Raw genomic sequence first — 20790 nt, forward strand, 5'->3', positions numbered from 1 at the left:
GCCATGCAACCACTCCAGCCCGCCTCCTCCACTCTCGTGGGCTACGCCCGCGTCTCCACCGCCGGGCAGGCCGAATCCTTGGCAGAGCAGCGCGAACGCCTCACGCAGCTGGGGGCCGTTCGCGTGTTCGAGGACGTGGCCAGTGGTGCCCGAGCCGACCGCCCCGGACTAGCAGCGGCCCACGACTTCCTCCGCCCCGGCGACACCCTCACCGTGACCCGCCTCGACAGGCTGGGCCGATCCATGCTCGACACCCTCACCACCTTGCACGAGCTGGCCCAATCGGGGGTCCGCGTCCGTGCGCTCGACCTGGACCTGGACACCGCCACCGCCGCCGGCCAGATGGTCGTGCACGTTATGACCGCCCTCGCTGAGTACGAACGATCCCTGCTCCGAGAGCGCACCCGCGAAGGCCTGGCCCACGCCCGAGCTCGAGGACGCACCGGCGGCCGCCGCCGCGTGCTCACCGACCAGCAGGTGACCGCCATCGAAGCCGCCGCCGGCACCATCTCGAACGCCGACCTCGCCGCCATGCACGGCGTGTCCCTCCGCACCATCTCCCGCGTTAAGAGCGGCACCTACAACGCGACACCCTCCGACCGCTGATCTTCCCCTCCCTGCCCCTCCCCCGCGCCCGCACCCACGGCGTGCCGGCCCGTCCCAGCCGGCCCCACGTTCACCCCAAGGATCACGGCGGCCCACACGCTCACGAGCGGCCCTGCCCGCAGCGCAGCGAGGACGGGGGCGCAACCGGGGTCCAGGGGTGGGTCCCTGGCGCGGGGGTGCGGGGGCGGCGGCAGCCCCCGCGAAGCCAGCCATTCAGGCTCCCTCCGGTGATACTCCGTTATTGGATCCGTTGCTCGGTTACGATTCAGGGATGCGCAGCGTCGAACTCTTCGCCGGCGGTGGAGGCCTCCTGCTGGGCTCCCATCTCGCGGGATTCCAAGCCGAAGCGGCTCTTGAATGGAACCGCTGGGCTTGTGACACCCTTCGCCAGAACCAGGCGGCTGGACACCCCCTGATCCCTCATGACTGCCGGATTATCGAGGGCGACGTGCGCGAGATGGATTGGTCTGTCATCCCGGAGGGGGTGGACCTCGTAACCGGCGGCCCGCCATGCCAGCCCTTCTCCGGCGGCGGTCTAGGCCGCGCCGCTGATGACAAACGGGACATGTTCCCAGCGACCGTCGAGGTAATCCGCACTCTGCGCCCGCGAGCTTTCGTCATCGAGAACGTGCGGGGCCTGACTCGCCAGGCATTCTCTGACTACCTGGCGTACATCGACCTCCAGCTCCAGCACCCAGAGATGGGACCGCGAGAGAACGAAGCATGGGGTGAGCACTACCGCCGGCTTCAGTGTGAACACACCACTGTCTCCTCGGATCTGCAATACCGACTCGTGCGCAGAACAGTGAACGCCGCCGACTACGGTGCACCTCAGCAACGCCACCGCGTGATCTTCGTCGGCTTCCGCAGTGACCTTGAAGCCGAGTTCGCCTTCCCTGAGCCCACGCACTCCAAAGCCGCCCTCGCCGCCGACCAGAGCGCCGCCGGCACCTACTGGGACCGTCACCAGGTTCCCCTGCGGGAGCGCGAACCTATCGTGGGCACATCGGCGGATGCCGGGGACACCTCCCCCTGGCGAACTGTCCGCGATGCCCTGGCCGGAATGCCTGAGCCCACCGAGAAAGGATCGAGTTGCTGGCTTGACCACCGGCTCCAGGCGGGAGCCAAGATCTACCCGGGTCACACAGGCTCCCCGTTGGACCAGCCTTCTAAGGCTCTCAAAGCCGGTGTGCATGGTGTTCCCGGGGGCGAGAACATGATGCGCTTCCCTGACGGCTCAGTGCGGTACTACTCCGTCCGTGAAGCGGCCCGCATCCAGACCTTCCCAGATCGCTGGGCATTGCATGGAGCCTGGGGCGAAGCCATGCGCCAGCTGGGCAACGCCGTCCCCGTGATCCTTGCTGAACGCATCCTCGGAGTCGTCGCCGAACACCTCCAGCTCGCTCAGGCCCGACAGAGCGTAGACACCCGCACCCTGCCGCTGCCAATGGAGCTGTCTCATGAGTTCTGAGGCCGTTTATAACCCCTTGTCGATGGAACACATCGGCCAATCCTTGGCCCGCGCCATCGAAGCCGTAGAACCTGTGCCGATGGATAACCTGCCTTCCATGTACGGCGCTGGCGTCTACGCCATCTACTACACGGGCAACTTCCCTGCCTACCGCCGCATGGCGGCGGCCAACGCGAACGGGGCCTGGAAACACGCGATCTATGTGGGCAAGGCCATCCCCCCGGGCGCTCGCTCCGGGGACGCTCTGGCGGATGCCAGCAGCAATATTGCTCTGCGCGGCCGCCTGCGCCAACATGTCCGCTCTCTTGAAGCTGCGCAGAACCTCAACCTGAGCGACTTTCATGCCCGCTGGCTCGTCATCGAGCCTGTCTGGATTCCCCTGGCCGAGACCGTCATGATCCAGCGCACCGCATGCGTGTGGAACAAGCTCGTCGCCGGTTTCGGAGTTAACGCCCAGGGATCGGGGCGCACGGGCGGCAAGATCAGCACTTGGGACATCCTTCACCCTGGCCGAGACCGCCAGGGTGTCATGCCCGAGAACCCTGACGAGATCCGAGCCAACGTGATCCAGGAGATCGAGGGCTTCCTCTCCCAGCGCATCTGAGCTATCCGGGCGACGCTTACAGGCCCTGGGTCCGCCGGAAGTCCAGCACCTGCAGCAGTAGCCCTGCCGCAGAATGCTGGGGTTGTGCGTCCAGCACGGCGACCAGTGCACCGCGGGCCTCCGGAGTGTGACCGCTTACCCATGCGGCCCAGCCCCAGAGTGTCCCTGCATTCGCCTGCGCACGCTTAGACGCTTCGGCCCCTTCCCAAAGGCTACGAGCGCACATGCGTAACCGCTCTACTCGAGGCCCCACAGTCACCTCGTCCCCCACCATCGTGGCGGAGAACCACTCTCCATCCCCGAAAGTGGGTGTCTGACCATACAGTGCCGCAGTTCCCGCCGGGACAGCGCGCAATACCTCCGCACCCGCCAGCGCCTGCCCTGTCGACCCCGCCGCTGCGGCTATAAGCAAATCCCGAACCAGGTCACGTTCTAACGTCGCAGGGTCTCCGAGGTGGTTAGCCCCGCTCAACATGCGCTCCCATGAGGCCATGACCGTAATCAGTCCGGGTTCATATCCCCTATTGCTTCCCATGAGTACCAGCATGCCCAAATAGCAGTGGCCGGTCAGGGGGTTGGCCACGGTAGGGGGATAACGATCGAATCGTCTATCTCTCGGAATGCCTACATGACTACTTGCCTACATAGCCATGTGGGCATAGGCTAGAGGTATGTGGCACGCGCCGCAGTCCTAAGACCAAGGAGGACAGATGACCGAGAACGGGACCATGCCGCTGACCATCGTGACGTTGAACTCAAAGGGCGGAGTCGGCAAGACCACCACCGCGATGATGCTTGCGGCCGCCTTCCAACAGGCCGGGCGCAGCGTCGAGGTATGGGACGCCGACCCGCAGGGCAGCGCGTCCGAATGGATGCAGGACGCGGCCGAGGCCAGCGGCGAGGCCCTGCCGATCGCGCACAAGGCCGTGAACCGTTCGCTGCTCACGCGCGGCCAGTGCGCCGCCGATGTGCTGCTGATCGACACCGCCCCCGGCGACCCCGCCACGCAGACCGCCGCCGTCGCCCGCGCTGACCTGGTGATCGTCCCCACCGAGGCCAGCCGCCTGGACCTGTCCCGCGTGTGGGCCACCGTGGACGCCCTGGGGCCGGGCATGCGCTCCGTGGTGCTGCTGAACAAGACCGACACCCGCACCCGCACCCACGCTGACGCCGTGGCCGTGCTCGACGCCGAGGGCGTGCCCTACTTCGCCACGATGATCCCCCGCCGCGAGGCCATCAAGTGCGCCGCCGGCACCTGGCCCACCCCCGCCCAGCTGACCCTGTGGGCCGAGCTGGCCCACGAGATTGAGGAGCTGACCCAGCGATGACCCCCGCGCCGAAATCGAACATCACCGGCCGCCGCCGCACCACCACCGCACCCCTCGCGCCCAAGCAGGCAGCGGACATGCGCGCCGCATTCACTACGCAGCCGGCCCGGGAAGTCATCAACACCTCTTTCAACCTCCCCGTGGAGCTGCACCAACACCTGAAACGACTCGCATTCGAGCGAGACACCAGCATGAAGGAACTGATCGTGGAGGCCGTGGAAGCGGCCTACCCCCTGCCTTGACGAACGAAGAAGAAACCCGTGAACCAGTCCCAGCGAATCGCTAAGGCTCAGACCATCGGCAAGGATGCCGCTCTCCGAGGTGATGACTGCTCGGAGAACCCTCACGTTGGGGACGACACCGGCCGTCTTGCCGCCGAGGCGTTCCACGAGGAAGGCCCCGCCGCCGCCGCCGAAGTCATCGCTGCGTATCACGTCGCCTTTCGGCAGCACGCACCCGCCGAGCACGCGCCCACATGGCAGCAGGAGATCGAGGCCATCGGCCTGGCCCTGCCGCCCTCTGTCATGGACGAGGACGGAGCGGCGGAGCAGGTCGAGGAGGCCATGAAGAAGCTCAACCCCTGAGCCGCAACGACGACGGCCCCCGCCAGCATGGCGGGGGCCGTCGTGCGTGTGCAGGGCCGGACCCGACCAGGCGGCACCCGCGCCCGCGTGTCCTATACTCCCCGGCTCACGTCATCACTCGCGCCAGGGCGTCGGGTCGCGTCCCTCAGGACGATGCCACGCGGAGGCGTCCGGGGCGATCCGCTGCACCCACCCGGCCGGCACCCACGCCTGGAGCATCGGCCCGCCCGGACGGTCCTGCCAGGCCACCAGCACATGCGAGGCCGACCACCGGCAGGCCATCGCGTCCACGTCCTCCCGATCCGGCAGCGCCACCCGCACCAGCGGCTCACGCCCGTACCGGGCCGAGCCCACCTCCGAAGGATCGAGGAAAGCCGGGCCGTCGTACACGCGCAGGGAGTCCACGAGCTCATCTCATCACGCGCGCCGGTCCCGTTTGCGGGGGGCTCCCGCCGCCCCCCGCGCCCCCGCGCCAGGGGCCGGGCCCCTGGACCCCCGGCGCGGCCCCCGTGCTCGCTCCGCTGCGCGCGGAGGCCGCTCAGAGGCCGCAGCGGGTCACCGCCGCCAGCGGGGACAACCCAGCGTCAGGCAGACACGCCCAAAGCCGCCAGCACGACGGGGCCAGGGACCAGGGACCAGGGATCAGCAGGACGCAGGGACTCCCACACCGAAGGATCGGCGCGCCGGGCCGCGTCCAAGACTTCCCTTTCGAGTTCGTCCGGCACGATCACGTCATCCCCACCGGAACGACGGGACAGGTGCAGGGCCAACGTCGCCGCCGCCACGGACTGCACCCGCTCCACTTCTGCGGCAGGGTCACCCAGCGGCGGCAGCTCGTGCAGCTGCGCCCATTCCACGGCCACACGCTGCGCGTCCTCGTCTACCAGCTCCATCAGCTCGTCATCCCAAGTGCTCATGCTCTCCCCCTTGACCGTGGGCCGGCCCGTGCCGGCCCGTGCGTCCATCATGGTCCGCCAAGTCCGCCACGGCCCGAGTCATCCACAGGGCACCCGTCCCAGCGTGGTCACCAAGGGGGCCTTGACGGGGGGTAGTTCCCAGCGGGTCGGCTGATCGGGGCCAGCTTCTACCCGGTGCCCATCGCCTCTAGAGCGGCCTGAAATCCTCTCCCATCACCAGGGCAGCCCAGCGGCAGCGCCCGCACGGGGAGACGCTCGAACGGCCACCGACTAGGCATGTGCCGACGTAGGCACGCGCCTACGACGACGCCCAGCACCCGCAAGAATCCGCCGAAAAAATCCATGCCAGGAGTTGCACCCGACGTTCGGTGTCTAGTACACTGAAAGAGTCGGAAGGGGAGACCAAGCCCCATACCGGCCCGGACGGAGACACCGCCCGGAACCACTGGAACAAGGAGAAGCAGCCATGAGCGTTGACACGTACTGGACCAAGGTCGCCGCCGTCCGCGAGGCCCTGGCCGAAGCCAAGCCCAGCACCGCCGCCGAGGTGATCGCCATTCTGCGGAAGCACGACCCGATGACGGTGCACCTCACTGGCGACGCGTTCTACTCGGGATCAGGCGACGGCGGCGATCTGGGCGAGGACCTGGAGGACGCCGGATGGAGCTACGTGTGGGCCGCGTCGGATTACTACTACGTCATCCGCCATGAGGGCACCGGAGAGGCCCTGACCTACATCGAGGGCGACGTATACGCCGGGGACAAGCGACCCCGCTGACAAGCCCACCAGGACGCCCCCGCCGGATCGGCGGGGGCGTCCCCATGTCCGGGCGACGGACGGCCCATCGTAGGCATGCGCCGACGTAGGCACGAGCCTACGAGGACGCCCAGCACCCGCAAGAATCCGCCGAAAAACCCCATGCCAGGAGTTGCGCCGGATGTTCGGTGTCTAGGACACTGAAAGAGTCGGAAGGGGAGACCAAGCCCCACACCGGCCCGGACGGAGACACCGCCCGGACCCCCTAGAACGGAGTCAGACCATGACCGCCACCGATTCCCGCATCGTGACCGGCTACCCCCTCCCGAAGACGATGGCCGAGGCTGCCGACTATGCCGAGAGGCGAGGGGCCTTGATCGTCGTCGCGTGCAACGAATCCGATGAAATGCCGATGACGCCCGCGGACGTGCGCGAGTACGACGAGCACCGCGCCCCCGGCGAGCCGCTGGAGTTCGTGCGCTACATCTTCCCCGAGGAGCAGAAGCGGCAGCAGCAGGAGCGAGGGGAGCGCGCCCGCCGCGAGCGTGAGGCCAAGGAAGCCGAGGCCGCCGCGCGGAGGCAGCGCGAGGAGGCGGCGCGTGCCCGGAGCGCGCGCAGGTCCGCACGCATCGAGGCCATCCGCGCCCTGGCCGAGCACACCGACCCCGCCGCCATCGCCCCCCAGGTCGGATGCAACGTCGCGGACGCTATCGCGGCGTGGCTGTACGCCGAGGGGGTCACCGATGCCGCCGCAGCGTGGATGCAGGCCCACGAGGTGCACCCCGAGGCGTTCGAGGCGTACCGACACGAGGCGTTGGACGCCCGCGCCCGCGAACGGCTGGCCGAGGACCAGGCCGGGCGACGCCGCGAGCGTCTGCCCATCGGTAGGGACTGACGGCAAACCCGGACCCGGCCCCCGAGCGTGGGGGCCGGGCCGGGACGGGCGGTGCGTGCTGGCGAGGGGCCGGCGGGCGCTGCCGGCGCACCGTGGGGCGGTGCTCACCAAGGGGGCCTTGACGGGGGGTAGTTCCCAGCGGGTCGGCTGATCGGGGCCAGCTTCTACCCGGTGCCCATCGCCTCTAGAGCGGCCTGAAATCCTCTCCCATCACCAGGGCAGCCCAGCGGCAGCGCCCGCACGGGGAGACGCTCGAACGGCCACCGACTAGGCATGTGCCGACGTAGGCACGCGCCTACGACGACGCCCAGCACCCGCAAGAATCCGCCGAAAAAATCCATGCCAGGAGTTGCACCCGACGTTCGGTGTCTAGTACACTGAAAGAGTCGGAAGGGGAGACCAAGCCCCGTACCGACCCGGACGGAGACACCGCCCGGACCCCCTAGAACGGAGTCAGACCATGACCGAGAACATCCTCACCACCGCCCGCCGGATGACCGAGGCCGAGAAGGCCCGGCGGGAACGGAGCCAGGACAACATCGCCGCCACCCTGGCCGTCCGCGCCGCCCGGGCCGAGCTGCGGATTAGCGCCAGCGAGACGGAGGCGGCGGCGTTCCAGGAGTTCGCGACCCGCTTCCCGGACCTGCCCCGCGTGAACATCGTCCTGCTGTGGGATCAGTGCCCAGCGGCCACCAGGGTGAACACCCGCCAGTCGTGGCCGTTCGACCAGACGGGGCCGCGCCGCGTGCGCCGCAACGCGGCAAGCCTCTGGATTCTCTACACCACGGGAGGCGGCGCACTGCGCGGAGTCCAGGTCTACGACAAGTCGGCCACAGACCCTGCGTGATCCGTTAGGAGCCCCGCCGGGGTCGGTGCAGGACACCGGCCCCGGCGGGCCTCCCGCCCACCAGGCCGCAAGCACGCGGCCCACGGCGGGGGAGACCAAGCCCCCGCCCCGAGCACCACGACACCCCAAGGAGGGAACCACGATGACCACCCAGACCCGCACCCAGACCACCAAGCCCGCCGGCCCTGTGGATCGCCCGCGATGGCCGGATCACGTGCGTCAAGCACGGCGGGATGGCCCTGGCCGCCGCCGTCGAGGCCCACCCCGAGCGTCTGACCCACCTCACGGACCTGGACGACTGGCAGGCCGTCACGCCCGCGCATGTCGAGCAGTGGGCCGCGCAGGTGGGCGCCGACGCCGCCGCCGAGGTCGCCCGGTGCGAGACGTGCCGAATGCAGGCCCCCGCGCGAGAGGATCAGCCCATGACCACCGAACCCGCGCCCGTCATCGTCTACACCCGTCCGGCGTGCGTGCAGTGCACGAGCACGACGCGCGCGCTCGACAAGCGTGGCATCCGCTACGCGGCCCGCCCGATGACCGAGGACGACGCGGCCCGATTCAAGGCCCAAGGGCACATGCAGGCCCCCGTGGTCGTCACCGAGGCCGAGACGTGGGCCGGATACCGCCCGGACAAGATCATCGCGATCCCGACCCCCTGAGAGGAAGATGCCCCCGCCCCCTATCGACCAAGACAGGGGCGGGGGCGGGCCGCCACCCCGGAGGGGGTGGGGCGGCGGCAGGGCCACTAGAACGGGATTGGCCACCCCCCACATTACAGAAGCAGGAAGGCAGTACGCATGGACGCGCGCAAGGCAGTGGAGAGGGCGGCGGCAGCCGTTGAAGCGGCCGAGGCCGAGGTGACCCGCACCCGCGAGGAACGAGACGCCGCACTGTGCGACGCCGCCGCGTCCGGTGCCCCGAAGGCGCGGATCGCCCGCGCGGCGGAGATGAGTCGGTCTCACGTCGTCGGCATCATCGAGAAGGGAGCGGGCCGCGCGCGCGGCGGCGACGTCCTCGCGCGTGTCGCCAACAGCGCAGCCGCCGCGCGCGCGGCCCGCAGCGCACGTCGCGAGGCGGTCGCCGCCCGTGACGCGCTGCTCGTGCAGGTGTCAGACGCTAAGCAGCTCACCGCCGCAGAGGCCGCGCGCATCGCAGGTGTGCCGCCCTCGATCATCAGCGACGAGCGCGCCCGCCAGCGCGCGGCCACGGAGCCCAGCGGCTAGGGCGTGTCTGACAATAGCTTTGACCACGCGATGACCGCGTTCAGCACGGCACCGCGCACCCCGCTTTGGCGGAGTGCGCGGTGCGGTGGAGAACCACCCAGACTGAGCCTGACGAAACAGGCGGCGTCGCTCAGCGGGCGATCATGCCGTGGGGGTCGATGACGAACTTCTCCACGGAGCCCTGGTCGAACTCCGCGTAGGCCTGGGGTGCCTCGTCCAGGGCGATCACGCGCGGGTTGACCAACTCCGTCAGGTACGGCATCCGGTCCCACAGGATCGACATCATCAGCTGACGGTTGTAGCGCATGATGGGCGCCTGGCCGCCGATGATGTGGGGCGACTTGATCCAGGCCTTGCCGAAGTCCACCGGGAAGGTGCCCTCCTGCTCGGCCTTCGTCTCCGCGATCGGGTCCGGCCCGTAGATGCCGATGATGCCCGTGGCACCGCCCGGACGGGTGATGTCCAGGACCTGGTTCACGGCGGCGATCGGCTGCATCTCATCGGACTCGGAGCCCAGGCCGTGGGCCTCGGAGCCGACGTAGTCCACCGCGCAGTCCACCATCGGCTCGCCGAGGATGTCGTTCACGGCGTCTTGCAGGTTCTCCGTGACGGAGAGGTCGATGGTCTCGCAGCCGTGCTTGCGCACCAGCTCCAGCCGCGAGGCGTCCTGATCGCCCACGATGATGCACGAGGCGCCCAGCAGCCGAGCGGCGGCCGCGGCGCACCGGCCCACGGGCCCGGCACCGGCGATGTAGACGGTGGAGCCGGGCTTGGCACCGGCCTCCATGAGGCCGTGGAACGCCGTCGGGAGGATATCCGAGAGCACGGCCAGATCCAGGATCTTCTCCATCGCCTGCTCCTGGTCCGGGAAGCGCAGCAGCTGGAAGTCGGCGTACGGCACGAACAGGTACTCGGCCTGTCCGCCCTGGAAGTTGCCCAGATTGAAGCCGTAGGCGGCGCACGCCTGCTCCGGGTTGGCGGTCTCACACACCTCGGTGCGGCCGGCGCGGCAGTTGCGACAGCGGCCGCAGGCCACGTTGAACGGCACGGAGACGAGGTCGCCCTCCTGCAGGAACTGGACGTCGCTGCCGATCTCCAGCACCTGGCCGGTCATCTCGTGACCCAGCACCATGCCCTCGGGCACGGGGAAGGAGCCGCGGTAGATGTGCAGGTCGCTGCCGCAGATGTTGGTGGCGACGATCTTGAGGATGACACCGTGCGGGGCGGCGGAGCCGTCAGGCATCTCCAGCTTGGGGAAGTCCAGCTCGTCGACGCGCACGTCCTTGATGCCGTGGAATGCCACGGCGCGGTTCTTGGTGGTCATGAAACTGCTACCTTTCTGTCTCCAGCGAGGCCCCCGGCGGGGCGAGAGACGGGGCGAACCCGAGGGGGAGTCCCGGTCTCGGGCCGTACGGAGACACTAAGGGTGGGGAGACACCAGAGGGAAGGTTGGGTCTGCTGTGGTCCTGAACGCTGTGCTCGCGTGGTCCAAACGATTGTCAGACATGCCCTAGGGCCAAAACGTCGGCCGCGGCCAAGTTCTGGCACTTCAGTTGTGGCGAGTCATTTGGCGAGCGACACGCCGAGCATTCCACGCCACCGGGCGGCACACCGAGCAGCCGCCACAAACGACCGTTGTAGCCGACGAGAGTTGTCTTCGATGACGGGTCGCTCGGCGCACTTGCTCGGATCGGTGGGCAGGGGCCAGCTTTGTGCGGCTGGTGGTGTCAGGTCTGGTGCAGGGTGAGGCTGGGATGGAGACTCGAGTTCACGTCGATGCTCCCGCCGATGGGGAAGATAATCAGCGGGGTTGGTGTGACCGAATTCGACGTTACCGTCGATCAACGAGTCCGGTCAGTACATCTAGGCGTACCCGCTCACGGGTCTGAGGGGTTAGGCGATCTTGAAGGTCTCGTCTCCGAGCTGGACCTCGAGGTTCAACGTGCCTCCAAGGGCCTGGACGTAGCGGCGTAGGGTGTCGAGCTGGGCTTTGGCCAGGTCGCCGCGTTCGATGGTGGACACCCGGTTCTGGGAGACCTGCAGCTCGGCGGCGAGCTCGGACTGGGCCAGGTGCAGGGACTCACGCAGTTCGCGCAGCCGGTAGGCGCGCGCCTGGGCGCGCATCTGCTCCTTGTGGGCATCAACAATCTCGCGGCGCGGTGGGCGCTGGGCGGTGAGCTGCTCGAGAGTGGACATGGGGGGTGCTCCTGGGTGGTGGTGCAGGCCGGTGCAGGTCGGTGTGGTGCGGATCAGGGTGGTAGAGAGGTGGGGGTGGGTTGTCCTCGTGAGGTTCGGCTCTCCTCCCGGCGGGGGTGTCCGGTCGTCGCCTGGACACGACGCCCCTGGGGCCACACTCACGTGTGGCCCCAGGGGGCTGAGCAGCCGATCAGGTTGTCAGGCGGTCTTGCGATCGAGGGTCTCGTCGGGGACGAGTTCGAATCGACTGTCGACGAAGCGCTTGAACCGGTCGCTGAGGTTGATGCCGTTGTTGTCGGCGGCTTCCAGCGTGGTGTGAAGGAGGAAGGGCCGGCTGCAGGCCAGATCGCTGCGCTCCTTCAACTTCTCCTTGGTCGGCTTCAGAGCCCGACCCTGGGTGGTGTACACGGTCTGCGTGTCCTGGACGTGGCCGAGGACCGAGACCTCGTAGAACCGGCGAGCATGCATGAGCAGGATCGGGCGCACCCAATTCCGGGGGACGAGCAGCAGTTCCTTGCCGTTGGCCACCGGCAGCGTCACCTGAACCTCACGCCAGCGGCACTCCTGCAGGTCCCAGATGCGGGCGGTGACCGCGGTGACCTTGTGGTTGCCAGCCGTGAACTGGGGGTAGGTCTCCAGCATCTGGGCCGTGAACTCGGCCAGGGGCCCGTAGATGATCCTCGTGGTGAGATCCGAAGTGATGTCCGCTCCGATTCCTTCCACGAAGAGGGGGATGTCCTCGAGCTGGGTCAGGACGGCGATGCGCCGGAACGCCTCGGCGTTCGTGACCAGAAGGTCCCAGATCCATGCGCCCACCATCTCGGCGCCGCCGTGGCCTCGGAAGCCGCGGGCGGCCATGCCGAGGCGGGTCTGCCAGGGCTCGGAGAAGTCCTGCAGTAGGGCCAGGCCCTGGGTCTGACTGGACTGACCGCCCTGTAGGACCAGGTCCCTGACGGTGTCGAAGAAGCTCGTCATCGACGCCTTGGCGTCGGTGGCGTACTGCGTGGGGGTCGTGTCGAGCCGGATGGCCCGGGGGTCGACGAAGAGCCGGCTGTCCTTGAGGACGTTGACGTCCACGAACGGCAGGCTCTGAGGGTCGTTGAACTTGTACAGGTCAGAGACACGCATCGGATGCGCTCCCTTCTGGTGCCCTGAATGGGCACCGGTTGGTGAGCGCGCCAGCCACTACGACCGGCCCATGGGGGCTGCCGCGTGGGATAGAGTCGAGGAGTCTTGCCGGACACCCTCGAGCCCCTCCCGAGCCCCTCGGGAGGGGCTCTGTGTGCAGTTGGCGCGATGTGCGCCTGGTGTCTGCGTGAAGCTCACGCGAGGACCAGGCGCCACAACTACTGGTGGACCTCCGCTCCAGGTCCCGGCAGGGTGCCGCTCACTGCGTCGCCTCAGTCATCGCCGCTAGCCCCTTCGGCCTCAGCGTGCGCTTCGGCTGCCTTACGGCGGTTGCGGTTGGAGATGACCAAGGCACCCTCAGTCTTCAGATCGATCAGCAGCATCCCGTCACGCATTTCAGGCGTCCATCTACGCGCCTGGGAGGTGTCGAGGCCAATGAATCGGCTGAACATAGTTCCAGCAATCAACACTGGACCGGAGCTGCTCTCTCGCGCATTGGTCGACTTCTGTCGACGAGCGGGGTAGGCGTTGAGGTCCTTGGAGTCAGCGCCCTGCAGCGCGATCAGCTTCTCGTCCTCGTCGTAGAGGAAGGTCACGTACTCAGGCTCCTTGAGCATCTTGTACGCGGCGTCGTTCAGGCTGAAGAGTCCCCGCTTCTGGATCGTCACGGCCGGAAGCGATGGTGCGGGAGCGCTGCCCTTCTCGAAGATCTTGAACGCCATCACGGTCTCCTAGAGGTTGATGCTGCTGCTGGTCTGGGATCAGCCTACCACGTGTCGAAGATGCGTCAACGGTGACGAAGTTCGCCCGTGCGATCAAGAACGTTGGGAACCCATTTACACCTGATGGAGACATGGCGGTGTATCGCATGCTTCGCGTCGCTTCGGACCATCTGTCCATCTGGGCGTAGGGGGTGTCATGGAACCGGTGGCCTCCGGGGGGGCGATCCGGCGTCCATCCGGGTATACCCCTTTACACACCCGGCCCGGCCACGAGAGCATCACGTCAGAGACGGTCCCAAACCGGGCCGTTGGACACAATCGTCGGAGGGTCTGAGACGTGGTTGGACAGACTGTGGCCTACGTGCGGGTCAGCTCGGCCGAGCAGAACCTGGAGCGTCAGCTGGAAGCGGTAGGGGAGTGCGACCGCATCTTCGAGGACAAGATCAGCGGTAGCTCCAGAGCCAAGCGCACCGGGCTGGCGGAGCTGATGCGGTACGTGCGTGAGGGGGATCTGGTGAAGGTCGCCTCGATGGACCGCCTGGGCCGCGACACCCGGGACCTGTACGCGATCGTGGACGAGCTCACCGCCAAGGGGTGTGCGGTGCAGTTCGTGTCCGAGCGGATCACCGTGGACAAGTCCGGCACCTCCCCGGTGGACGGGCTCATGCTGGGGATTCTGGCGGCGTTCGCTGAGTTCGAGCGCCGGCGGATCAAGGAGCGTCAGGCCGAGGGCATCGCCCTCGCTAAGGCCCGCGGCAAGTACGTGCAGGCCCCGAAGCTCTCGGACGCCGACGTGGAGCAGGCGCGCGTGTTGATCGAGATGGGGGTCCCGAAGGCCGAAGTGGCGCGCGCGTTCGGGGTGAGCCGGCAGACCCTGTACACCTCGTTGCGCCGGCACGCCTCAGACTGAACCCCATCCTCGGCCGCCGGCGTCCCTTGAGTTTCTGCTTCAGTATGCGGGCGCGGCCTTGTATAGGGATTCAGCGTCTTGGGCTGCGTGGACGCCGGCTTGGACGACGTCGTTCTTCATGTCCAGCACCCGCAGCTGGCCGTCGATCTCAGCGACGGCCTCGATCCGGCCGAAGACATCCCCGTGGGCCTGGGCGTACTCGGCCAGGCCCCGCAACTTGGGCAAGGCGTCGGCCAGGTGCGTGCCGTGGGGGTCCACGATGTCCGCGCGGATCGTGCCGTCCTGGTTGGCGTGGAAGAACACGAAGTCCGGTCGTAGCGCCTGCCACTGGCCGGTGCCGTCCTGGAACGGGATCGCCAAAGACTGCTTGGAAGCCCGGGAGGGGTTGCGGTACCAGCCCCGGAAGGAGGGCTCGGCGGCTTCGGAGTCCAGCACCTGCTGCTCCCAGGCGTTCAGATCCACAGGTGCGGTGCAGTCCTCGGCGGCCATCAAATGCAGAGTGCGGGTCGGCAGAGGACGCTCGCTGCCATCAGGGAGGCGCTCCTGCTGGTCGGCCTGGGCCAACTTCGGGCGGGCCAGGTCCACACGTTCAGGCCGACGGGCCATCTCCCGCACCCGGTCATACACTGCCTGGCGCTCATCGGTCAGGCCGTTGATCTGCACTCGGTACTGGCTCAGCCAGTCCTGCACGAGCTTGTCGGCCTTGGCCTCCAGGTCGGCGACGACCTCGGAGGTGCGGGCCAGGGAGGCGATGATGATGTCTCCTTCGCGCAGGTCCAGATCCTCTTCGTCCTCGGGGACGATGTGATCGATGTAGGCCCCGGCGATCCAGCCGGTGAGGGTGCGAGCCGCCGCGGCAGCGGCCTCCTCAATGGCCCGGTCATCGGCCAGCAGCTCCAGGCTGGTGGTGCTCAGGGTTGTGGTTCCCAGCCGGCCGGTCAGCCGCTGGGCCGACAGCGTGAGCACATCCTGGCGGGCTGCGGCGATCTGCTCGGAGTACTGCGCCCTGCATCCGTCCAGGAGCTTGCACATTGTGTGTGCGGCGGTCTTGACCGCCCCGGGCAGCAGCCCGTCGTGGGAGAGGGCGTTGGCCAGGATGTCCAGGCGCTTGAGCGGTTTGGTGGCGCCCTGGGGGATGTTCATCGAGGGCAGGGCGTCGAACACCGCCCACACGTCTTCTGCCACCGCCGGGTTCGGTGTCAGGGTGGCCGGGTCGAACAGCACCCGCCGGGCGGATGCGCGGGCGGGGTCGGAAGTGGTGTCGTCCATGTCGGACTGTCCGCGCATCAAGGTCTGGGCGATGGCGGTGGAGGTGGTCTTGTCGAAGTGGGGCAGGAAGCAGTCGATGGAGTTGAGCACTTCGTTGCCCGGGATGCGTCGGGCCAGGGGGGTGCGGACCATCCGGCCCAGCAGCTGGTGGACGTAGGTGGCGTCCTTGTAGGTGCGGAAGGACATCAGCACCTCCGCCCTGGGGCAGTCCCAGCCGGTGGAGATCGCCTCCATGGCCAGCAGCACCCGGATGTGCGTGGTTTCCTGCACTCGCTGGGGGGCGATGTAGTTGACGATCTGGCCGGGCAGGTGACGGTCGGTGTGGGTGCCGAAGACGTGGGCGATGTCCTGGGGCCGTAGCTCGGGCCACTCCTGGTGGATGACATCCAGGATTCGCGAGAGGTGCTCGTCGCTGGGTTTGTCTGCGACCTGCACGACCAGTAGCGGCACCACGGGGTTCGGTTCGCCCTGCTCGGCGGCGTAGGCGGCCCAGGCCCTGGTGGAGGCCTTGGTGCGGGCCACGGCCTCGCGCAACAGCGTGGTGTCGAAGGCGCCGGCTTCCTCGGGGATGGTGAGGACAACATCGTCCTTGAGCAGCCCGGAGGCTTGCACGAGCGCGGGGTCGACCTGCACGGGGGAGAGCGCGTCCCGGTCGGTGGCGTGGGCCATGGCCTGGGTGAAGCGTTCCACGGTGGCGGAGATCCCGAGCACGATCGGCATGGCCGGGGCCAGGGCGGTGCCGTTGATCAGGCGCTGGACGATGGTGGCCCGTTCCTGGTCGTTCTTCTTGGTGGTCTTCATGCCCCTGTGGGCCTCGTCCAGGATGAAGTACAGGGTTCGTCCGGGGGTGGCGACGGTGTTGGCGATGACGTCGTAGATGGTGCGTTGTGCCATGTCGGGGGCGGCCATCACCGGGGTGGCGGCGTTGGCGGGGTCCGCGGCTCCGCGCACCAGGCGGGCTCCTTCGCGCAGTTTCTGGGCGTTGAGGAAGTACACCTGGCCGGGGGCGAAGGTGGTCTCGGCGAAGGAGTTCTCCACGGTGCGCAGCCGACCGTCTAGCTCGGAGGATGCGGCATGGATCCGGGCGCGGGACTGATCGTTCAGGTCCGGGTCGTCGGAGAACCAGAGCACGGTGGCCCCGGGGTCGGGGGCGATGTCCTCGGTGTACTGGTCGGAGCCGAAGAACAGGGCTTCGATGATGGCCGCGGCCATCACCGTCTTGCCGGCCCCGGTGGCCGCTGCCAGGGAGAACTGGGACAGGACGCCGTCGTCCTGGTAGTTCTTCCTGGCCCGATGCAGTCGGTTCAGGACCTGCTCGACAGCCTGGGCCTGGTAGTCCTTGAGGGTGTAACGCATGGGGGTCAGGCCCTCCGGTTGATCTGGAAGTTGTGCAGGTAGGACTCGTACAGGCGCACCGCAGTGGTGTGTTCAGGCAGCTGCCGGGCCACGGACTGGAAGGCCACCTCGGAGTCGGTCACGATGAACGCCATCCCCACCTGGGGGTCAGCTTCCAGGGCAGCCAAGAACTCGGGTGCGTGGTCCATGTCCTCGAGCACCCCGTAAGCCTGAGCCACATCCCAGCCCCGTTCCGGAAGGCTGGAGATGATGCGACCGCGCGAGCCGGCCTTGAGCCAGAGCATCGGCGCAACCCGGGCGAAGGCACGGTTGTGACGCACCTGCCGGGGCGCCTCATAGGTCAGGGTGAAGAACGCCGCGTTCTCCTCGAAGCCATCGGCCATGGGGAACTCGTCGGTGAACTTGTACTTGCCCTTGATCGGTTCCCCGGCCGGGGTCTTGCCTGTGATGGCCGCAGTGACGCGGGGCTTGGTGATGTAGTCGCAGATGCCCCACTGCTCCCACTCCGGATCCCCTGGACGAAGCCCCTTCGCGCGCAGACCCTTCTGCTCCTCGGCGGACACCTCGTTGTTCGTGACCGAGATGCACTGACGACGTCCTCCGTCAAGGCGGTTCAGCAGCATCACCGCGTGGGCTGTAGTTGCCGATCCCGAGAAAAAGTCAAGGATGACGGCATCCGGCTTGTCGTAAACAAAGAACCGGATGGCATCGCGAACGGCGTACAGAGACTTGGGAAATGGAAACTTCCTCCCCGACAAAAGAGACTTCACCAGATTGGTTCCACCTTGCTCGGCATTGTGGGATGCGAGCCTCCACTGAGTAGTGGGAACGAAGAAAGGGACATACTTCGAGACATCGACACGAATGGAGTTATCGGAGTTCCTCCCGGTAACCGGGAAGATTCCAGACTGGACTTTAGCGCGTTCACCGGACTTCAAATAGGAGATAGAGGTCTTCTCCCCCCTCCAGCGCCCCAGACGGACGAACCCTTCCTCGAGAAGGTCCATGAAGTTTTCGCGACTCACCTGCCAACGGCCCTCAACGCCCGAAGCTTTGATCGGCCAAACTGCTACCGATCCGGGAGGCCCTACCGGAACAGTCAAGTCTTTACCCATAAGAGGCTCGCCGACCTGAACGATCTTCGGACCCTCCTCTGAATCCGCGACAAACACGGGGTAGAACATATTGGGACGATCGGCCCGCTCGGAGCCGTCGCCCGTACGAAGCATTTCTGCCCAGCGAAGGCCTAGTGCGCGGCGATCCTCCACGATTTTCCATTCGGAGGACAACGGAAGTGCGGCTGGAGAAGAGCCGCCAAGCATCACGAAGTAGATGTATTCATCGCTTCGTGCGAACGCGTCCGCTCGGTGTGAACCCTTGGGGTTGATGACGCTTGAGACCATCTGAATGCGCGCATCCGGAAAAGTCTGCTCCAGGAGCAGTCCGAGTCGGAGATATTCCTTCTCGTCGATGGTGACGATTAGGACGGAGTCCTCAGGATTGAGGAGTTCGCGGGCGATCTGAAGGCGGCGCTCCATGAAGGACAGCCACTTGGAGTGGCGGTAGTCGTCATCGGAGGCGACGTAGTCGTTGTTGTACTTCCAGTCCTTCGCCCCGGTGTTGTAGGGCGGGTCAATGTAGATGCAGTCCACCTTGTGGCGGTGGGTGTATGTGAGCATCTCGAGGGCGTGGAAGTTCTCGGCGTTGATGACCGTGTGGAATGGCTTGTCCCCACCGTTTTCGACGCGGCCTGTCTCGACCAGGCCCGGGTAGATCGGGTCCTCGAACCGGGCGACCACCACAAGGTCCTCGAGTGCTGCTGTCGAGGTGGCCGGCTCGCGGACCTCGGGGTCGACGTCTGCTTCGGTCAGGTGGGCTTGCTTGCCGTCTGGGATGCGTTCGAGGTCGGTGACGACCCAGTGACGGGTGTCCCCGATGGTGAGGCTCCCGCGCGGGGGCAGCACGCGGACGGTGTCTCCGCGGCGCACGGGGCGGCCGGGCAGCTCCACAGCTTCGGGCTGGTGACGCTCAAACACGAGACCGAACTGGTTGTGTCGGGTGAGCTGGCGGAACTCAGCTTCCAGGTCTGCGGCCAGCTGTGGGTCGGTCTTGCGGGCCTGGGCGAGCAGGTCAGTCAGTCGAGACACGGGTGTTCTTTCTCTGGGCCGAGTGGCATGGGGCGCTGTCCGCGCTAATCCTGCCCATCCTAGGGACCGGGGATCTCGTGCCAAGCAGGGGCTTCACGCGAGCTTAGGATCAGCTGCGATGCGACTTCGCATCGCGTCATCCACTCGAGCAAGGAACTCGCCCATGTCACGACGCTCTCTGGCTTCTCTGGCCACTGCTGCTGCTTTCGTCGCCACCGCTGTCCTCGGGGGTGCGGGCCCGGCGGCAGCCGGCACCACGTACTCGGCCCCGTTGCGCACGGCTGTGGCGTCGTTGCCGGTGGCGGCGGAGAACAATGCCGGCTATGACCGGGCCGCCCAGTTCGGGGACTGGAAGGATGCGAACAGGGACTGCCAGAACACGCGGGCGGAGGTGTTGATCGCAGAGTCCAAGACCACCCCGAAGTTCACGACGGCCCGAAAGTGCACGGTGGCCACGGGCAAGTGGGTGAGCAGCTGGGATCTGCGCACGCACACGTCTGCATCGACGGTGCAGATCGATCACATGGTGCCCGTGCATGAGGCGTGGGGCTCGGGAGCTCGGTACTGGACCAAGGCCAAGCGGGTGGCGTTCTACAACGACCTGGGGGATGCCCGGTCGCTGAACGCGCAGACCTCGGCGTTGAACTCGGCCAAGCAGGCCCGCGGTCCGGAGCAGTGGCTGCCGCCGAAGAACCAGTGCAAGTACATCGCTGACTGGACCGCGGTGAAGATCCGCTGGGGGTTGAAGGCTGACGCCACGGAGAAGGCGTTCTTGGTGAAGAAGGCCGCCTCCTGCACGAACACCACCCTTAAGGTGACCCGGTACTGAGGCTGCACGGCCGCAATGATGCCCATCCCCTAGACGTTGACGGCTGCGGGTGTGGGCACTGGCCTATCCGGGGGCTGGCTCGAGGACTTGTGTTCGTACTGTGTCTGTCATGGCCACCCCTCTCCTGGAGCTCCGGTCGTCCGTAGAGCGCGAACATGCCACGGGGGTCTTACCTCGCGGCGGGGGACCGCTTCACCGTGCGGGTCGGGGGCGTCGTTATCGGCATTGGGAAGGTGGCGGTGCAGGACGCGTGGAGTCGGGGCGGCCCGCGGCAGGAGGCCCGGAACGCCGGCCACAAACGACCGAACGTGCCGACCAAGGCGCACGCCACACCACACGAGAAGCGGAGTGTCACCATGACGAGCGGGCGCTTTCGGTCGCGCGAAAGCAGCACGCGAGGATTGAAGCCGAGCGCGGTTCGAAGGCCGCGCGGCCCTGGTGGCGGAGGTTGCGTAGGCGCTGAAGGTGTGACTCTGGCGTAGAGCTGGACGAGGGACGGGCGCGGACCATCATGGTCCGCGCCCGTTGTCGTCCTCAGTCGTCGTGGGCACGCAGGCGGTCGATGGGCGCCAGCCGGCGGGGCTGTGATGTGAGGCCGCACTAGGGCTGCTGGGCACTCTTCTGGCTTGGCCTGTGGGACCGGGCCACGCTGGTCACCCGCCCTCGTCCTAGGCCCCTTGCCGAGCGCGCTGGGAGGTGCGTCGGCAGCGGCCCTGTGGACAACGGCGGGGCAGTCCGTTCGGACGTGCCAGGATGGCCGCCACGACGACGAGGGAGGCCGCAGATGCGCGAGCACATCGAGCATGATCCGTGGGAGCCGCCGACCGAGATGTGGGCGGCGCAGGAAGCGGAGCAGTTGGCCGCGCAGTGGGCGGGTCAAGTCCCTGGAAGTGGTGTAACCGTCTTCGAGGTTGTAGGGGGCTTGTACCTGTCAGGTCTGCAGGGTCGGCATCACCTCCGTGCTCATCACGGTCTCTTGCTCCGTGGTCAGGGGCTCACGG

General features: G+C 67.3%; 23 protein-coding genes. 14 read left to right on the forward strand and 9 right to left on the reverse strand.

Going from position 1 to position 20790, the window contains the following annotated elements; genetic code table 11:
- Positions 1 to 3 precede the first annotated feature (3 nt).
- The 3 genes from D8M29_RS00575 (at position 4) to D8M29_RS00585 (ending at position 2681) form a co-directional block, all read left to right on the forward strand.
- Entirely contained in the window at positions 4 to 606 is a 603-nt protein-coding gene (locus tag D8M29_RS00575) for a recombinase family protein (RefSeq protein ID WP_127435044.1), read from the forward strand.
- Positions 607 to 847: 241 nt separating this feature from the next.
- Positions 848 to 2077: a DNA cytosine methyltransferase gene (locus tag D8M29_RS00580; RefSeq protein ID WP_202975434.1), complete on the forward strand. Its 1230-nt coding sequence runs from the start codon at positions 848 to 850 to the stop codon at positions 2075 to 2077.
- Positions 2067 to 2681, forward strand: coding sequence for an Eco29kI family restriction endonuclease (locus tag D8M29_RS00585; RefSeq protein ID WP_127435043.1), 615 nt, complete (start codon positions 2067 to 2069; stop codon positions 2679 to 2681). Before D8M29_RS00580 ends, D8M29_RS00585 begins: the two co-directional genes overlap by 11 nt.
- 16 nt (positions 2682 to 2697) lie before the next feature.
- Here D8M29_RS00585 and D8M29_RS14430 read toward each other — a convergent pair whose 3' ends face one another.
- A complete protein-coding gene (locus D8M29_RS14430; RefSeq protein ID WP_370450138.1) occupies positions 2698 to 3228 on the reverse strand; it encodes a DUF4192 family protein in 531 nt (176 codons plus the stop codon).
- A gap of 163 nt (positions 3229 to 3391) precedes the next feature.
- Between D8M29_RS14430 and D8M29_RS00595 the strand changes: the two genes are divergently transcribed.
- The 3 genes from D8M29_RS00595 to D8M29_RS00605 are packed head-to-tail and all read left to right on the forward strand — an operon-like array spanning position 3392 to position 4593.
- A complete protein-coding gene (locus tag D8M29_RS00595) occupies positions 3392 to 4009 on the forward strand; it encodes a ParA family protein (RefSeq protein WP_174233286.1) in 618 nt (205 codons plus the stop codon).
- The gene (locus D8M29_RS00600; RefSeq protein ID WP_127435041.1) at positions 4006 to 4251 is read left to right on the forward strand and encodes a hypothetical protein; all 246 of its coding nucleotides are present in this window, start codon (positions 4006 to 4008) and stop codon (positions 4249 to 4251) included. Before D8M29_RS00595 ends, D8M29_RS00600 begins: the two co-directional genes overlap by 4 nt.
- An 18-nt stretch (positions 4252 to 4269) precedes the next feature.
- Positions 4270 to 4593: a hypothetical protein gene (locus D8M29_RS00605; RefSeq protein WP_127435040.1), complete on the forward strand. Its 324-nt coding sequence runs from the start codon at positions 4270 to 4272 to the stop codon at positions 4591 to 4593.
- A gap of 114 nt (positions 4594 to 4707) precedes the next feature.
- Here the strand turns inward: D8M29_RS00605 and D8M29_RS00610 are convergent, their stop codons facing one another.
- Complete coding sequence (locus D8M29_RS00610) at positions 4708 to 4998, reverse strand: hypothetical protein (RefSeq protein WP_127435039.1); 291 nt, start codon at positions 4996 to 4998, stop codon at positions 4708 to 4710.
- 179 nt (positions 4999 to 5177) lie between these two features.
- Positions 5178 to 5510 (reverse strand): hypothetical protein, encoded by a 333-nt coding sequence (locus D8M29_RS00615; protein ID WP_127435038.1) that lies wholly within the window; start codon positions 5508 to 5510, stop codon positions 5178 to 5180.
- 466 nt (positions 5511 to 5976) lie between these two features.
- Here D8M29_RS00615 and D8M29_RS00620 point away from each other — a divergent pair, with 466 nt between their 5' ends.
- The 5 genes from D8M29_RS00620 (at position 5977) to D8M29_RS00640 (ending at position 9232) form a co-directional block, all read left to right on the forward strand.
- Positions 5977 to 6288, forward strand: a complete 312-nt coding sequence (locus tag D8M29_RS00620) for a hypothetical protein (protein ID WP_127435037.1) — start codon at positions 5977 to 5979, stop codon at positions 6286 to 6288.
- A 262-nt stretch (positions 6289 to 6550) separates the two neighbouring features.
- On the forward strand, positions 6551 to 7162 hold the full coding sequence (locus D8M29_RS00625; RefSeq protein WP_127445752.1) for a hypothetical protein: 612 nt from the start codon (positions 6551 to 6553) through the stop codon (positions 7160 to 7162).
- Between the two features lie 460 nt (positions 7163 to 7622).
- The gene (locus D8M29_RS00630) at positions 7623 to 8009 is read left to right on the forward strand and encodes a hypothetical protein (protein WP_127435613.1); all 387 of its coding nucleotides are present in this window, start codon (positions 7623 to 7625) and stop codon (positions 8007 to 8009) included.
- Positions 8010 to 8431: 422 nt separating this feature from the next.
- The gene (locus tag D8M29_RS00635; RefSeq protein WP_127435614.1) at positions 8432 to 8668 is read left to right on the forward strand and encodes a glutaredoxin domain-containing protein; all 237 of its coding nucleotides are present in this window, start codon (positions 8432 to 8434) and stop codon (positions 8666 to 8668) included.
- 138 nt (positions 8669 to 8806) lie between these two features.
- Positions 8807 to 9232 (forward strand): hypothetical protein, encoded by a 426-nt coding sequence (locus D8M29_RS00640; protein ID WP_127445753.1) that lies wholly within the window; start codon positions 8807 to 8809, stop codon positions 9230 to 9232.
- 130 nt (positions 9233 to 9362) lie between these two features.
- On the opposite strand, the gene D8M29_RS00645 is transcribed toward D8M29_RS00640, so the two are convergent.
- From D8M29_RS00645 to D8M29_RS00660, 4 genes are all read right to left on the reverse strand, one after another.
- Positions 9363 to 10556, reverse strand: coding sequence for an alcohol dehydrogenase catalytic domain-containing protein (locus D8M29_RS00645; protein WP_127435132.1), 1194 nt, complete (start codon positions 10554 to 10556; stop codon positions 9363 to 9365).
- Positions 10557 to 11125: 569 nt separating this feature from the next.
- Positions 11126 to 11428 (reverse strand): XRE family transcriptional regulator, encoded by a 303-nt coding sequence (locus tag D8M29_RS00650; RefSeq protein WP_127435133.1) that lies wholly within the window; start codon positions 11426 to 11428, stop codon positions 11126 to 11128.
- A 198-nt stretch (positions 11429 to 11626) separates the two neighbouring features.
- On the reverse strand, positions 11627 to 12556 hold the full coding sequence (locus D8M29_RS00655) for a hypothetical protein (protein WP_127435134.1): 930 nt from the start codon (positions 12554 to 12556) through the stop codon (positions 11627 to 11629).
- A 272-nt stretch (positions 12557 to 12828) separates the two neighbouring features.
- Positions 12829 to 13278, reverse strand: coding sequence for a hypothetical protein (locus D8M29_RS00660; RefSeq protein ID WP_127435135.1), 450 nt, complete (start codon positions 13276 to 13278; stop codon positions 12829 to 12831).
- A gap of 337 nt (positions 13279 to 13615) precedes the next feature.
- Here D8M29_RS00660 and D8M29_RS00665 point away from each other — a divergent pair, with 337 nt between their 5' ends.
- The gene (locus D8M29_RS00665) at positions 13616 to 14188 is read left to right on the forward strand and encodes a recombinase family protein (protein WP_127435136.1); all 573 of its coding nucleotides are present in this window, start codon (positions 13616 to 13618) and stop codon (positions 14186 to 14188) included.
- Positions 14189 to 14227: 39 nt separating this feature from the next.
- On the opposite strand, the gene D8M29_RS00670 is transcribed toward D8M29_RS00665, so the two are convergent.
- Entirely contained in the window at positions 14228 to 16813 is a 2586-nt protein-coding gene (locus D8M29_RS00670; protein ID WP_127435137.1) for a DEAD/DEAH box helicase, read from the reverse strand.
- 5 nt (positions 16814 to 16818) lie between these two features.
- On the reverse strand, positions 16819 to 18960 hold the full coding sequence (locus tag D8M29_RS00675; RefSeq protein WP_127435138.1) for a site-specific DNA-methyltransferase: 2142 nt from the start codon (positions 18958 to 18960) through the stop codon (positions 16819 to 16821).
- Between the two features lie 163 nt (positions 18961 to 19123).
- On the opposite strand from D8M29_RS00675, the gene D8M29_RS00680 reads away from it, so the two are divergent.
- The gene (locus tag D8M29_RS00680; RefSeq protein ID WP_127435139.1) at positions 19124 to 19789 is read left to right on the forward strand and encodes an HNH endonuclease family protein; all 666 of its coding nucleotides are present in this window, start codon (positions 19124 to 19126) and stop codon (positions 19787 to 19789) included.
- Between the two features lie 784 nt (positions 19790 to 20573).
- A partial coding sequence (locus D8M29_RS14040) for a hypothetical protein (RefSeq protein WP_238692759.1) occupies positions 20574 to 20790 on the forward strand: 217 nt, incomplete at its 3' end.

The sequence above is a fragment of the Micrococcus sp. HSID17227 genome, assembly GCF_003989405.1.
In the GTDB taxonomy this organism is placed as follows: Bacteria; Actinomycetota; Actinomycetes; order Actinomycetales; family Micrococcaceae; genus Micrococcus; species Micrococcus luteus.

Excerpts from the sequence above, each read along its gene's own strand:
- D8M29_RS00630 (WP_127435613.1), top strand. The coding sequence starts at position 7,623 with ATGACCGAGAACATCCTCACCACCGCCCGCCGGATGACCGAGGCCGAG.
- D8M29_RS00600 (WP_127435041.1), top strand. The coding sequence starts at position 4,006 with ATGACCCCCGCGCCGAAATCGAACATCACCGGCCGCCGCCGCACCACC.
- D8M29_RS00655 (WP_127435134.1), bottom strand. The coding sequence starts at position 12,556 with ATGCGTGTCTCTGACCTGTACAAGTTCAACGACCCTCAGAGCCTGCCG.
- D8M29_RS14430 (WP_370450138.1), bottom strand. The coding sequence starts at position 3,228 with ATGCTGGTACTCATGGGAAGCAATAGGGGATATGAACCCGGACTGATT.
- D8M29_RS00635 (WP_127435614.1), top strand. The coding sequence starts at position 8,432 with ATGACCACCGAACCCGCGCCCGTCATCGTCTACACCCGTCCGGCGTGC.
- D8M29_RS00640 (WP_127445753.1), top strand. The coding sequence starts at position 8,807 with ATGGACGCGCGCAAGGCAGTGGAGAGGGCGGCGGCAGCCGTTGAAGCG.
- D8M29_RS00670 (WP_127435137.1), bottom strand. The coding sequence starts at position 16,813 with ATGCGTTACACCCTCAAGGACTACCAGGCCCAGGCTGTCGAGCAGGTC.
- D8M29_RS00660 (WP_127435135.1), bottom strand. The coding sequence starts at position 13,278 with ATGGCGTTCAAGATCTTCGAGAAGGGCAGCGCTCCCGCACCATCGCTT.
- D8M29_RS00645 (WP_127435132.1), bottom strand. The coding sequence starts at position 10,556 with ATGACCACCAAGAACCGCGCCGTGGCATTCCACGGCATCAAGGACGTG.
- D8M29_RS00585 (WP_127435043.1), top strand. The coding sequence starts at position 2,067 with ATGAGTTCTGAGGCCGTTTATAACCCCTTGTCGATGGAACACATCGGC.
- D8M29_RS00625 (WP_127445752.1), top strand. The coding sequence starts at position 6,551 with ATGACCGCCACCGATTCCCGCATCGTGACCGGCTACCCCCTCCCGAAG.
- D8M29_RS00620 (WP_127435037.1), top strand. The coding sequence starts at position 5,977 with ATGAGCGTTGACACGTACTGGACCAAGGTCGCCGCCGTCCGCGAGGCC.
- D8M29_RS00615 (WP_127435038.1), bottom strand. The coding sequence starts at position 5,510 with ATGAGCACTTGGGATGACGAGCTGATGGAGCTGGTAGACGAGGACGCG.
- D8M29_RS00650 (WP_127435133.1), bottom strand. The coding sequence starts at position 11,428 with ATGTCCACTCTCGAGCAGCTCACCGCCCAGCGCCCACCGCGCCGCGAG.
- D8M29_RS00680 (WP_127435139.1), top strand. The coding sequence starts at position 19,124 with ATGTCACGACGCTCTCTGGCTTCTCTGGCCACTGCTGCTGCTTTCGTC.
- D8M29_RS00595 (WP_174233286.1), top strand. The coding sequence starts at position 3,392 with ATGACCGAGAACGGGACCATGCCGCTGACCATCGTGACGTTGAACTCA.
- D8M29_RS00575 (WP_127435044.1), top strand. The coding sequence starts at position 4 with ATGCAACCACTCCAGCCCGCCTCCTCCACTCTCGTGGGCTACGCCCGC.